The 13,519-nt window shown below is 61.0% G+C and carries 9 protein-coding genes and 2 pseudogenes; 2 read left to right on the forward strand and 9 right to left on the reverse strand.

The window, feature by feature from the left end:
- Positions 1-3: 3 nt before the first annotated feature.
- From CK230_RS25730 to CK230_RS32680, 3 genes are all read right to left on the reverse strand, one after another.
- A complete protein-coding gene (locus tag CK230_RS25730) occupies positions 4-2,520 on the reverse strand; it encodes a two-component system VirA-like sensor kinase (protein WP_095796130.1) in 2,517 nt (838 codons plus the stop codon).
- A 103-nt stretch (positions 2,521-2,623) separates the two neighbouring features.
- On the reverse strand, positions 2,624-3,376 hold the full coding sequence (locus CK230_RS25735) for a carbonic anhydrase (RefSeq protein WP_095796129.1): 753 nt from the start codon (positions 3,374-3,376) through the stop codon (positions 2,624-2,626).
- A 391-nt stretch (positions 3,377-3,767) separates the two neighbouring features.
- A complete protein-coding gene (locus CK230_RS32680) occupies positions 3,768-4,061 on the reverse strand; it encodes a hypothetical protein (RefSeq protein ID WP_141246097.1) in 294 nt (97 codons plus the stop codon).
- 1,244 nt (positions 4,062-5,305) lie between these two features.
- Here CK230_RS32680 and CK230_RS33675 point away from each other — a divergent pair.
- Together CK230_RS33675 and CK230_RS25760 are read left to right on the forward strand one after the other, a co-directional pair.
- Positions 5,306-5,507, forward strand: a pseudogene (locus tag CK230_RS33675) (aldose 1-epimerase family protein); the annotation flags it as partial.
- 307 nt (positions 5,508-5,814) lie between these two features.
- Entirely contained in the window at positions 5,815-7,728 is a 1,914-nt protein-coding gene (locus CK230_RS25760) for an acyltransferase family protein (protein ID WP_095796128.1), read from the forward strand.
- 591 nt (positions 7,729-8,319) lie between these two features.
- Here CK230_RS25760 and CK230_RS25765 read toward each other — a convergent pair.
- The 6 genes and pseudogenes from CK230_RS25765 to thiC all read right to left on the reverse strand — a co-directional run bounded on the left by CK230_RS25765 (position 8,320) and on the right by thiC (position 13,493).
- A complete protein-coding gene (locus CK230_RS25765; protein ID WP_095796155.1) occupies positions 8,320-9,135 on the reverse strand; it encodes a hydroxymethylpyrimidine/phosphomethylpyrimidine kinase in 816 nt (271 codons plus the stop codon).
- Positions 9,126-9,731, reverse strand: a complete 606-nt coding sequence (locus CK230_RS25770) for a thiamine phosphate synthase (protein WP_095796127.1) — start codon at positions 9,729-9,731, stop codon at positions 9,126-9,128. The genes CK230_RS25765 and CK230_RS25770 overlap by 10 nt, the downstream gene beginning before the upstream one ends.
- Complete coding sequence (locus CK230_RS25775; protein WP_095796126.1) at positions 9,728-10,501, reverse strand: thiazole synthase; 774 nt, start codon at positions 10,499-10,501, stop codon at positions 9,728-9,730. The genes CK230_RS25770 and CK230_RS25775 overlap by 4 nt, the downstream gene beginning before the upstream one ends.
- A gap of 2 nt (positions 10,502-10,503) precedes the next feature.
- Positions 10,504-10,701, reverse strand: coding sequence for a sulfur carrier protein ThiS (thiS, locus tag CK230_RS25780; RefSeq protein WP_095796125.1), 198 nt, complete (start codon positions 10,699-10,701; stop codon positions 10,504-10,506).
- Positions 10,670-11,670, reverse strand: a pseudogene (gene thiO, locus CK230_RS25785) (glycine oxidase ThiO). Before thiO ends, thiS begins: the two are co-directional and overlap by 32 nt.
- Positions 11,667-13,493: a phosphomethylpyrimidine synthase ThiC gene (gene thiC / locus CK230_RS25790; RefSeq protein WP_095796154.1), complete on the reverse strand. Its 1,827-nt coding sequence runs from the start codon at positions 13,491-13,493 to the stop codon at positions 11,667-11,669. The pseudogene thiO and the gene thiC overlap by 4 nt, the downstream one beginning before the upstream one ends.
- Between the last annotated feature and the right edge of the window lie 26 nt (positions 13,494-13,519).

The raw sequence follows: 13,519 nt of genomic DNA on the forward strand, positions 1-13,519 counted from the left end.
GCATCATGCCATCATCATGGTACGGACCGCATGCTCCATTGTCCGGGATGAGACCGGCTTCGATAACCAAAAGACGAAGGCCTGATTATCAAATGTGACCGGCATGGGGTCGATCTCACCGACGACTATGACAGGCACCGCCATGAGGGTGGGGCATATGGGTTCGGCTCGTCCTCGCTCGAAGAAAGGCGCTTTACCCAAAATCAGCAGGTCGGCTGCCTTCCCACTCTCGATCCAGCCGCAAAGGCTTTCGAAGGTCGCGAAGCCGACCGGCTTATAACCCAGCGCGGCGATTTTCTTCTTGTAGGTCTCCAACTCTGCTGGGTCGGGCTCCACGACTGCAATGATTTCTCCGTTGCCAAGTGATCCGTCGTATGGGCCGACAGCGATGTCAGCGCTGACTGGCTCCTCTTCGGAGGCCGGTAAGTAGATATCGAAGCGGGTACCTCGGCCAACAACCGAGGTGACGTCAAGGCATCCTGCGAGCGCGCTCACGTGCCTGTCAACCGCGGCAAGACCCAGCCCGGTCCCGCCCAGGCGAGAGCGGGTGGTAAAAAAGGGCTCAAAGACATGCGGAAGTATCGAACTTGCAATTCCTGGGCCATCGTCGCTGATGGAGAGGAGAACGTAATCTCCAGGTCTCAAGGTGCCCTGAGCCAGCGGCTTTGTTTGGCACACCTGGGCGCGAGAAACGCTAATCTCGACACGGCCCTGGTTCAAGACAGCCTCCGACGCGTTCTTGCACAGATTCATGAGGATCTGCTGTATCTCGGTCGGGCTGCCCTCGACCACCGTTCGCCACTCGTTGATCTTGAAGTTCAACTGAACACCCGCACGAACTGTAACCCGCAGCAATGGCGCAAGATCCATAACAATCTCGGAGACGCTGATAGGTACTGCCACGCGCTTTCGATTTCGGCTGAGTGACAAGATCTGGTCAACGATCAGCTTGGCTCGGTGTCCAGCTAAGATGATTTGGTCGATGTGGTTCCGAATTTTAGACGGACGACGTACAAGACCTTGGGCAACCTCTGAATATCCGATTATTGCCCCTAAAATATTGTTGAACTCATGTGTGGCGCCGCTTGCGATCGTGCCGACGGTCCTTAACCTTTCCAAATGCTCCCATCGACTCACCAGAAGGTCGCGTTCGGCATTTACACGTTGCATCTCAAGATGGTGGCTCAAACGCACGATAGCACTGGCAAGAACCGGGAGGTCGTCAGCTGAGGGGAGTGAGCGATCTCGTTCAAAAACAAGGATGCAAACCGCAGCCGGCTGATCGGCGGCCCTGCAAGCAACAATTTGACAAACACCGGAAGTGCCTATGGCGGTCCGAACCACTTCGGCCGCAGGAAATACGCGAAACACTGGCCGTCCGGCGCGGACAAGTGAAACGACTTCATCAATAAGGGCGACGTTCCAGACGGGTGTGCACGTGTTTGCCGCAAAGCACTCAGTATGCCTGCTGAGGCTCGGATCAACCAGAGCAAGCGCGCATTGATCCGCATCGAAAACGCGTTGAACGAGTCTAAGCGCTGCTTCGGTGGAAAAGCGCGCCGCGTCGTTCTTTGCTGTACTGTCGTTGAAGCGAGCTTCGATCTCGCTCATCGCCTCTTCAAGCTCCAACCGCCTTTTCAGTCGGTTCGTCCGCAGATGCTGTCTGGAGGATCGAATGATCGCAAACAAGCAGATGCATATGGACAGCAAGCCAAACAAAAGTCGCGCACGTTGCGCTTGCGCGCTGGCCAGGCTGTAGCCTTTCAGATGCTCCCGCTCCAGTTCAGCGGCCTTGGAGGACGTGTCGAGGGATGCGATCTGATTGGCAGCTTGGTCCAACCTCCATAAGGAAGACACGGCAGCGCCGGCCTTGCCCAAAACATCCGCGGCAGCCCGGGCCTGCCTGGCAAATCGCTCGAGAGGCTGATCCATGTGCGATGCGAGGTTGAGCCACACCACTAGCTTGGAAAGTTCAAACCTGCCCGACGGTGCCTCTCCAGGGTGAAAAATCGAGCGAGCAAGGTCTGCGACAGAGCTTTTCATGAGCTGATTTTGCTTGACCCAGGCTGAGATGGCAGCCTCAGTGTTTTTGATCGAATTTTTAAGCTGCGCGAGCAGTGCGGATTCCCCGGAGCTCTCATCGGGCGAAATCTCGAGATGGTGTTGCAAGTTTTCGACGTTGCTTTGCAGCGCCTGTCCGGTAGACGCAACCGAACGGAAGTCCAATGCCATATCGGTTCGCGCACGGGCGACGTCCCGCTGGAGCAATGCATCGTTGATCTGAATGGTTCGCAGCTCGCTTAGGACGGCGTCGTTGATCTCGGGAGCCTGCCACTGCGTCCCGACCAAGAGCGCAATCGAGGCGGCTAGCGCAATTAGAATTGCCTTGTCGGAACTGAGCCATGTTTCCCAAGGAAGCGGCGTTTGATCCGTGGTGTACGCCTGGCGAAGGTCCGACGTGAATTCCAGCGCCACCTGGGTTTGGTATGCGGCCGGATGCTGCTGGAACAGGAAAGCCACGCCTACCTCTCTCCTTGGACGGCTTAAATTTGTCTTGGTCCGCTCCAGGATCAGAATGAGCGCCCAAGAGGCGCCTCCGCGACCCGGAGCGGCGGCAGGTGCCTCAGCGGAGGCCCAGGATGAAGCGCCGATTGGCTGATCGGATAGGCCGCGCATTCCGGGGATAGAGCAAGGTAAACCGCTTGATGTCCGCTGGGTCGACCTCAACCGGTTCCGTCGCCACCATCCAGTCGACGTTTTCGGTGCACGGCGGCGTCGTCAAAGATCCTTCATATGTCCAGTAGCCAAGCGAAGCCGGCAGAAGCCCGTTCGGGTCGACCTCGTCGACGGCTGCCTCTTCGCCTGATGTTGCGGGGAATGCTGCAGCAAGCATGGCAAAGCTGGCATTTGTGGCGCCTGACGCTAGAAACACGCCCAGCACACCCAGAGTGTCGCTGTCGGTGTCCTTATGGACAAAATGCGCTTCCATCGGGAAGCTCTTGCCCGCGACGTGGTGCTCGCTTGGCGCATGGAAATGGAACTGGAGCAGCTCATAGACACGATCCCCTCGAGTGAGCGTGCTGCCTTGCGGCAGGTTGATCTGAATGGTGTGGCCGTTGTTCACCATCCTGCCGCCGCCCTTGTGCCAACCTATGGCGATGTGCGGAATATCCGCTTTGACCGCGCCCTTGATATCGACCGGCGACTGCTGTGTGCCCGCCGAGCAGACGAAATTTGTCTTATCCAGATCGCCCCAGTGTTCGGGCCCGGCTGGGCCGGCGTATCCCCAATGGGTGCCCGCCGCCGCGGCGGCCTCAGCGCAAATGGGACATGCGCCGAGTGCAACGAACCCTTTGATCAGACTACGACGATGCATATTGCTTTCGCTCCTCGACGTGAACTGAGTTTGTGATTTGCGGTTGCCATGACGGGAACTGTGGTGTGATGTGGTAACATCGCAACTACGCCGAACAACTCGGCATACGACCAGCGCATCACGCAGGCCTTCACGTCGGCGCATAGACGACATTCTCGTCGGGACCGCCGGTGAGCTTGTCATTGTCCTCACCGACGGTATGCGGTTGGTGGCGGCCATTCTCACCGGGTAGATGGTCCGAGCTATCTGCGCCGAGTGGGTGTCCCAGATCGCATCCTCGTCCTCGTGACGCCTTCATATTCATCATCCGTCGACTAGAGAAATCGATTGCTTCAATTAAGAACATTCACGTTTTGGATGCATTCACGCGCAATCCGCGGCACTCCGCGCCTCACTTCGGCGGGTCGCTATTGAACCGTTCGCCCTCCTCAAGCAGCTCAGGGCCGCCCCGTGTCGAAGCTGTTGCCGGCGAGTCTAATGCGGCTTCCGTGACCGCATCAAGCGAGCACCCTGCCAACCCTCGGCTCGGAGCATCTGGTCCACGCGGCACCGAAACCGGCCGAAGGTGCGCTTCTGCCACATTTTCCACTTGTGGCGTCTTGAGCGCCTGTTGCAACACTTCGCCTATCGTCAGCCAGTAGGACGGCACGACTAGCTCAGCCAGCATCGGTGCGGCATTGATCATACCGATCTATTCGGGTGGCCGCACTTCTGCGCTCGCACGACGGAAAAAGGAATCGCTCAATGGCTTGCCGCAGACGGCCGCGCAGTTGTAGGCGCGGCTCGAAGGTCTCGACTACCGGCGGGTCCACGAGGCGCGCAGGACCCGCGTTCCGGTTCAGGCAGGCTGACCTGCGACGAAGTGAATCAGCCTTGATTCGTCTGTCGCGGGCGGACTGTCGGTGCGGCCGGATCATTCATCTCGTAGCGCCCAGGCATTTCGTTACCGCTCCGGCCTGGTGGTCGAGTCCCGTGGCTTGCGCGGCGATGGACCTTGGCTCCCCGCGCGTATCGCTTGCCGCGCTGCTTGAGCTTAACAATCTCTTGATCGAACGCGGTTTCCGGCGAGGCTCTCCAGATGGTTTCACCATCACAAAGGCGCAACATGAGAACCCTGCACCCTCGACACGATCTCTCGTCGTCGTTCGCCAACTCAGCTTGCCACTCGACTCGCAGAAGCTGAACGGGCTGAGTTCAGCGCAACCGACGATAGTGACAGCCCGGCTCGCCAACGTACTGATGGTCGCCGGCGTCGCAACGGAGGAGGAGAGCTGCGATGACGAGCGGTAATCTCATTCCGATTGCCCTGCTCAGGCGCAAAGCCATCGTTTATGAGCGTCAGTCCACTCAGGCGCAGGTCCAGCTCAACCTTGAGCCACCGTCGGCTGGGCGCCTTGCGGTCTCCCTGCTCCCACACCACCGTGCGTACGGTTCCGTACACGACGGTTCATGCAGCGTGGTTTAGGCGTCTAAGCTCGTGCTGGAGCGAGATCAGCCCGAGAATGTCGAAGAAGGGCTTTCGGAAAGCATCGTTCATGTGACTGTATCAGTCGCTCGTCTGCCTCCGGTCGAGAGGTGACGCGCCTGCCGTGGTGTTTGATGCACCCGATGCTGCCCTCGCGGCTTCCGGCCGCTGCTCTCGGCATGGGCATGCTAGTATGAGCTTGTCGATGTCGGGCGGCGCTTGGGGGTTCCGCAAAGCAGAGGTGATCGACGAGGATCTGGGACGAAGCGCAAGCGGCGCTGTGGAGCGTCGTGGTTTCGAACGCCTGGTCGACGATCTGTGCACCGGCCATGTGGGCGCCCTGCATTGCCTGATGCGTCCGCCTGTCGCGCAATGGGCCGGACTGGCGCGGCCACAGCACCGGCCTTCAACAGCGGCCCGCGAGGACATGTGGCACAAGACCGCCAACCCTTCATGGCGATGGCATCTCGTCTGTTGTAGTCGGGCAGGGTGCCGAACTGGTTTCGCTGCAGGGTGCGCACAGATTTGAGTTCCTGTGGCAGGCCGGGCCGGCCTGGCGGCGCCAATCTGGGTGCTGTTTCCGACTGTCGGCCGGCTATAGGCGATCGACTGCGTCACCGCGGGCAGACCTATCCGATGACGCAGCACGACTTCGCGCGCGACAAGGCCGGCGCATTCTTGCCGTTGGGGAGGTTGCCGACTGTTGCGTCACCGTAAGTTTTTTCCCTCCGTCAAAGCGTCGAGCCAAAGGCGTGTGCGAGCGATCCATAGCCTGGAAGTATGGCATTCAAACAATCGATTATACGAAGTAGCGGGCATGCTCCATTAGAAAGACAACAATAATGGAACCAAGTATCTCCGACACCTGCAGCCGGCAGCTTCTTAGTTATATGTGGGGCGAGTGCCGGCAGATGACCGCTATCGATCCAGCGGATGATTGTACACGGGCACATTGAATTTCATCAGGTCTTCTATGCCGCGAGACTCTCGAGCCGATGTCCAGGCCTTGCGGGGTCTATCTGTCCTGCTGGTTGTCCTTTATCATACCCAAATCGCGCCGTTTGGTTATCTCGGCGTGGATATTTTCTTCGTAATTTCAGGCTTTCTGATCACCGGCCTCATCGCGACCCAGCTTGAGCAGTCACGGTTCAGCTTTTGGGAATTCTATTATCGTCGTGCGAAGCGCCTGTTGCCCACGGCCTATGTGGTCATTGCGCTCACGACGATCGCTGCACCCTTCTTCCTATCAGATGTGGGTCTGGGAGACTTCCGAAGTCAAGTCCTTGGGGCGCTCACATTCACCGGCAATATCGTTCTCTGGAATCAGGCGGACTATTTCGGCGAATCGGCCGAAACGAAGCCTCTCCTGCATTTCTGGTCGCTCGCTGTCGAAGAACAGTATTATCTGCTGCTTCCCGCTTTCTTGGCCTTGGCTCCCAAGAGATGGCGGCTTACAGCGGTTAGTTTGCTCCTGGTTGCCAGCCTCGCACTGTGTCTCTACGTGGCCATTCGTCACCCATACGCTGCATTTTACCTTATGCCGACCCGCTTTTGGGAAATAGCGATTGGTTCGCTCGGGGCATTGCTTCCCGCCAGCGCTCGCGTGGCGGCCAAGTTTGCGGCGCTGCGCCTCCCGGCGCTCGTGCTTATCCTCCTTATTCCCATTGGACTTGGTTCGCAGAACCTGATCGTGGATGCCGCTTTGGTCTGCTTGGCAACCCTAATCCTCCTGCTGTCGCCCAGCAGGGATAATGTGGCGGTTCGAAGCATGGCGAAGATCGGGGATATTTCGTACTCGCTCTATCTGGTCCATTGGCCGGTGCTTGTATATGTGCGGGCTGCTTGGCTGGCAGAGCCTCCCGCGCTTGCGATCTATGCGGCAGTTGCCTTCTCAGTTGTAGCAAGCTTAGTTCTTCACCGTTTCGTGGAAAAGCCGTTCCGGCAGGGATTCTTCGCATCTCGTGGACGGATGGCCTCAGGGCTCCTTGCCGCAACGGTTCTTCTCGGCTTCGCATCGTCAGTCGACATTGGCGCAGCCGAAAGTAGGGTTGGCTTTTCCGAGAGCCGACGGATCAATTACGGCCTGGCAAGGCAATGTGATTTCACATCTGGATCGCCTCCCCTGGCCATTCCGGAGGCCTGCCAGACGACGAACAGGCCCGAATTGCTGGTCTGGGGCGATTCATTTGCCATGGCACTGGTTCCCGGCTTGGCCAAGACGATCGGAGAGGCCGGTCTGGCTCAACTCACGATGAGCGGGTGCTTCCCCGCCATCGGCGTTGCTGCGTTCAAGCGCGTAGCGTCTCCCTCCTTCGCCGAGGACTGTATTCGCTTCAATGACAATGTTTTGGGTATCCTGAAAAATCGGCCGGGGATAAAGACCGTTGTCATTTCGAGCCCATTTGACGCCCCTGACTCCAAAGACTTCATGCTGCTGAAGAGGCGTGACCGGACATTCACGGAAGTTGACACTTCGGTAGATGGAGCCGTTGAGGGTATCAAGTCTCTCATCGAGGCCGTTCGCGCTTTGGGCAGGCGAGTGGTCGTACTTGCTCCCCCGCCAGTCGCAGGTTTCGATATCGGCGATTGCCTTGAGCGAAAGGTGAGAGGAAATCTTATGCTCGGGCGGCACAGTGATTGCCAAATCTATGTCACCGATTATCGCCGGATGCGATCCCGCACTCTTGAGCTCTTGAACCAAGTGGCTGTGAAAGCGGACGTAGAGGTTGTCTCTTACCACGACTTTCTCTGCGACGATACAAAATGCAGAACCGAGATTGACGGCAAATCTCTCTACCGAGACAGCGGCCACCTTTCCTATGAAGGATCAGAGATCATCGCTCGAAAGACAAGACTTGCTGAGAGGCTGGTCAGGGCTGCTCGTTAGACCATTTCCGTAATGAATACCTTTTCAAGACTATCTTTTCAGCATTCAGACATCGGAATGCTCCCAATTTGCCCGCAACTTGGGGTCTAATTGTTACCATATCTGTCCGATCCAAAAAGAAGTGGGTGGTTTCAGCGGGTTACCGTCATTGGTTGGATTTGGCGCCTTCGGCGGGCCGAGATTGGTTTGCGCGATCTCATTCATCCGCCCGACTCGACAAAGCTCCCGGCCCCTTGGTCGTGCACGGAGTCGGGCGATGGGTAAACGGAAGCTTCTCAAGGCTCAAAGCTTCAAGCACCTACTGCAAACGCGGGTGGTCAGACGATCTCGCTTCCTTAAGGCGTCTAACTTTGCAGATGTACTCCATCGATCCGAGCAGGGGCGCCCCCCGGCTCCTGCCCCGACGATCTGACGATAGGTCGCCACGGTCACCAGGGCCTGCTCACGGGCAGCGGCCAATTGCGCCGCGGCAGCGCCGCGCGGAGCGTCGGTCTGAGCGAGGTCAGTACGTGTAGCCCTCGCCGACCTTGAAGCGCGAACGCGCAGCTCGCGCCTGATCCGTCAGGAACCACGTTTTGGGCGTCAGCACCGCTACCTCCGGTCGCGAACGACGTTCACACAGGCCTGGGCCAGTGAGGCGCTGTCACGAGTGGCCGTCTTCTTCTGCAGCTTCTCGAAAACAAACAGCTTGCCTTCGCGCACACTATCCTCAAGCGGCTTCGCCTTCGCCAGATGCGCCGCCACCGCGCTGGCCAGCATGCACCCTGTTCCTCGCATCGATGCGACAAGGCGCGGTGCGTCGAAACGGATTGGCTCGTGATCGGAGCGCAACAGGATGTCGGTTGATCGCGGTCCGGAAGCGTGGCCCCCCTTGATCAGCACGGCCTGGGGCCTGGCGGCCAGCAGTCTTTGTCCTTGTTCCAGCACGCCGTCCTCGCCCGCTGCCGGTTCGGTGCCGACAAGCAGCGCCAGCTCGATGAGATTGGGGGTGACCAGGCGGCAAAGCGGCATCAGATCACGCTCCATGACGCTAATGGCATCGGCGTTCAGCAGCGCCCGGCCCGAGGTCGAGGCCAGCACCGGGTCGAGCACCGCCGGCACGTGATGATTCTCGTGCAGCACGGCGGCTACGGCAGCCACAGTCCCGGCCGTCGCCAGCATGCCGATCTTGACGGCCGCCACGTCGTTGGCCTGCAGCGCGGCGCGCATCTGGCCGGCCACCAGGCTTGGCGACGAACAGTGTATTTCTGCAACGCCCTCGTGCGTCTGCACCGTCAGCGCGGTGACGGCCAGGCAGGTGCGCACGCCAATGGAAGAGATCGTCTCGATATCCCGGGCAAGTCCAGCACCCCCGCTTGGGTCCGATCCAGCAACGACAAGGACGTGGGGTTCCCGTCTCAGCGCCATCGCTCCGTCCTTGCGATCCATTCCCGGGTCCGCGTCTCGGGATCGGAATTCAACGTTATGTCGGTGACCACCGCGGCGCTGTCGGCGCCGGCTGCAAAAACACCGTCGAGCCGGTCAGGATTGAGGCCGCCGATGGCGATCAGAGGGATCGGCGCGACCCAGCGCTTCCACTCGCCGATCCGTTCAAGGCCTTGCGGAGCCCATTTCATCGCCTTGAGGATGGTCGGGTAGATCGGTCCGAGCGCGACATAGTCGGGCCCGGCGGCCATCCCCGTTTCCAGTTCGGCATGATCATGCGTGCTGAGCCCGAGCCTGATACCGGCTGCGCGTATCCGCCCGAGGTCGGCGCTCTGCAGGTCCTCCTGACCGAGATGGACGAAGTCGCAGCCTTCCTCGATGGCCAGCTGCCAATGGTCGTTGACGATGAGCCGGCATTGGTGCTCGGCGCATAAGGCTTTCGCCTTGCGGATTTCCGCTCGTAACCCGGCTTCGCCCATAGCCTTGATGCGCAACTGAACCAGCTTGACGCCGAGCGGCACCAGCCGCTCGATCCACGCGGCGCTGTCGACGATCAGGTAGAAGGGATCGAGCTTCATGAGAAAGCGGCCTTGCCGATTGTCGGCGTCGACGGCATCCCGACCTCGCGCGGCTCGAGCATTCCCGAGCGAACGGCTTCGCGACCGGCTTCGACCGCCTTGCCGAATGCGCGCGCCATGCCGATGGGGTCGGCCGCCTTGGCGACCGCCGTGTTCAGCAGCACGGCGTCAAAGCCGTGTTCCATGACTGTTGCCGCATGCGATGGCCTTCCGAGCCCTGCATCGACAATCAGTGGGACGTCAGGGAAATGCGCCCGCATCGAGCGCAGCGCCGTCATGTTGATCGGTCCGAGGGCGGAACCGATCGGTGCGCACCACGGCATCAACACCCTGCAGCCCGCCTCCAGGAGCCGCTCGGCGACGACGAGGTCGTCGGTCGTGTAGGGGAACACCGCAAAGTCGTCCTCGCACAGGATGCGCGCGGCTTCGACCAGGCCGAACACGTCCGGCTGCAGCGTGTCGTGATTGCCGATCACTTCGAGCTTGATCCAGGTCGTGCCGAACACTTCGCGCGCCATCTTCGCGGTCGTGACCGCTTCCTTGACGGAGTGGCAACCGGCGGTATTGGGCAGGACCCTCATGCCCAACGCGCGGATCAGCGACCAGAAGTTTTCCCCGGCCCTGCCGCCTGCCATCTCACGGCGCAGCGAGACGGTCACCACCGACGTGCCCGACGCCTTAACCGCATCGGCGAGGATGGCTGGCGACGGATATTGCGCCGTTCCGAGTAGCAGGCGAGAGGGAAGCGTCGTCCCGAAAAGCTCCAGCATCGCTAGCCTCCCTGCATGGGCGAGAGGATTTCGATCCGGTCGCCGTCGCTCAACTGGAACTCCGCCCGATGGGCTTTGTGCACGAGGTCGCTGTTGACGGCCGTTGCCAGCCAATCGCCCTCGTAGTCGAGCGCGGCAAGCAGTTCCGCCAGCGTGGTGGCGGCAACCTCATGCGCTTCGCCGTTGACGATCAGTTTCATGGGTAGACTCCACGGGTTCGTCGTGTCTGAAGACAAATTCGGCTGCTTGCCGCGCCATGGCGGGCGCAAGGAGAAACCCATGGCGATAAAGCCCGTTGATCGCGACGGTGCCTCCGCTCGTTTCGACGCGCGGCAGATTGTCGGGAAAAGCCGGACGGACCCCGACACCGGTTTCAAGGATCTCGGCCTCGCCGAACGCCGGATGGAGCGCGCAGGCCGCGCCGAGCAACTCCATCGTCGAACGGACCGTGATCGGTCCCCCGGACTGGCTTTCGATCATCGTCGCGCCAACCATGAAATGGTGGTCGGCGCGCGGCACGACGTAGAGCGGAAAGCGCGGATGAAGCAACCGGACCGGGCGCGACAGCGAGACATCGGGTGTGCGCAGGATCAGCATCTCGCCGCGCACGCCGCGCAGTCTGCCGTCGGCCGCCGCGCTTCCCGTGCAGTCGATCTGATGGTCGAAACCGGAAACAGCTTGAGCGTCGGTGCCGAAACGGAATTCGACCCCATGGCTATGAGCTTCTCATGAAGAGCCGCCATGGCCTGCCGGGGGTCGAGATGGGCCTCGTCGGCAAAGACCAGTCCACGGCGGAAACGGCCGGCGAGGTCGGACTCCAAGCGCACGATTTCGTCTTGATCGACACGCCGGTGACCCGTCGTGCGGCTGGCGAAGCGGTCGAGCTCGCCCGCATCGCGCGGCGCGGCCACGACCAGTGTTCCGGCCCGTGTCACCTGGCCAGGCGTCGCCAGATCCCACCAGTCGGCGGCTCCGCGTCCGAGATCCAGCACCGGCTGTTCGGCGCGTTTACGCTCGCACCATGGCGCCAGCATGCCGCCGGCGAACCACGACGCGTTGCCGCCCAGATCATGCCTTGTCTCCGCGACGGCCACCGCGGCGCCGCGGGTGGCGAGTTCGAAGGCTGCGGTGAGGCCGGCGATGCCGGCCCCTTGGATCAGCACCCTCATGACGCTTCTGCCGTAAGCGGAATGCCGGTCTTGTCCGCGGGCATGTAGAGATCGCCGCCCTCGCGGTATTTCGCCGCCATCGCCGCCATCCCCTCTTTCTGCGCTTCGGCGCGGATGTCGTGGGAGATACGCATGGAGCAGAACTTCGGCCCGCACATAGAGCAGAAATGCGCCAGCTTGTGCGCTTCCTTGGGCAAGGTCCGGTCGTGGAAGGACCGCGCGGTTTCGGGGTCGAGCGACAGGTTGAACTGGTCTTCCCAGCGGAACTCGAAGCGCGCCCGCGACAGCGCGTCGTCCCTGACCTTCGCCGCCGGATGGCCCTTGGCGAGGTCGGCGGCGTGGGCGGCGATCTTGTAGGTGATGACGCCGGTCTTGACGTCGTCGCGGTCGGGGAGGCCGAGATGCTCCTTTGGCGTGACGTAGCAAAGCATTGCCGTTCCGAACCAGCCGATCATCGCCGCGCCTATGCCTGATGTGATGTGGTCGTAGCCCGGCGCGATGTCCGTGGTGAGCGGTCCCAGCGTATAGAACGGTGCTTCGCCGCAGACCGCGAGCTGCTTGTCCATGTTCTGCTTGATCTTGTGCATCGGCACGTGGCCGCGGCCCTCGATCATCACCTGGCAGTCCTTTGCCCAGGCGATTCTGGTGAGCTCTCCGAGCGTTTCCAATTCGGCGAACTGGGCCGCGTCGTTGGCGTCGGCGATCGAGCCGGGGCGAAGGCCATCGCCGAGCGAGAACGCCACGTCGTAAGTGCGGCAGATGTCGCAGATTTCCTCGAAATGCTCGTATAGGAAGCTCTCCTTGTGGTGATGCAGGCACCACTTGGCCATGATCGAGCCGCCGCGCGACACGATGCCGGTGACGCGGTCGACGGTGAGCGGAATGTAGGGCAGGCGCACGCCGGCATGGATCGTGAAATAATCCACACCCTGCTCGGCCTGCTCGATCAGCGTATCGCGATAGACCTCCCAGGTCAGCGCCTCGGCGATCCCGCCGACTTTCTCCAGCGCCTGGTAGATCGGCACCGTGCCGATCGGCACCGGCGCGTTGCGCACGATCCAGTCGCGGATATTGTGGATGTTGCGCCCGGTCGAGAGATCCATCACCGTGTCGGCGCCCCAGCGGATCGCCCACACCATCTTCTCGACCTCCTCCCCCATCGATGAGGTGACTGCTGAATTGCCGATATTGGCGTTGATCTTCACCAGGAAATTGCGGCCGATGATCATCGGCTCGCTCTCGGGATGGTTGATGTTGGAAGGGATGATGGCGCGGCCGCGCGCCACCTCGTCGCGCACGAATTCCGGGGTGACGAAATCCGGGATCGCGGCGCCGAAGGCTTCGCCGTCGCGCTCAAGCTTGCCGCGCAGGGTCTCGCGGCCAAGGTTTTCGCGGATGGCGACGAACTCCATTTCTGGCGTGATGATGCCGGCGCGCGCATAGGCAAGCTGGGTCACCGCCTTGCCTGCCTTGGCCCTGAGCGGCCGGTTGCGGCTGGGAAATTCCGGCGTCAGCCGCTCGCCTGTCGCGAATCCGTTGTCTTCCGGCCGGACGTGGCGGCCGTCATAGGTCTCGACATCGCCGCGCGCCGTGATCCATTCGTGCCGAAGTCGGGCAAGACCGGTTTCGATACTGGTTTCGACGGTCGGGTCGGTGTAGGGGCCGGACGGATCGTAGACGGCGACGGGGGGCTCGCCGGCCGTCGGATGGACGGAGATTTCGCGCATCGGCACCCTGATCTGCGGGTGGATGGCACCGGGCTTGTGGATTTTCCGCGAGGCGGGCAGTGGTCCCGTCGACACGGCGGGGGTGAGGGCATACATCGTGAGGCTCCTTTGCTCATGCATTG

Source organism: Mesorhizobium sp. WSM3859 (assembly GCF_002295065.1).
GTDB lineage: Bacteria > Pseudomonadota > Alphaproteobacteria > Rhizobiales > Rhizobiaceae > Mesorhizobium.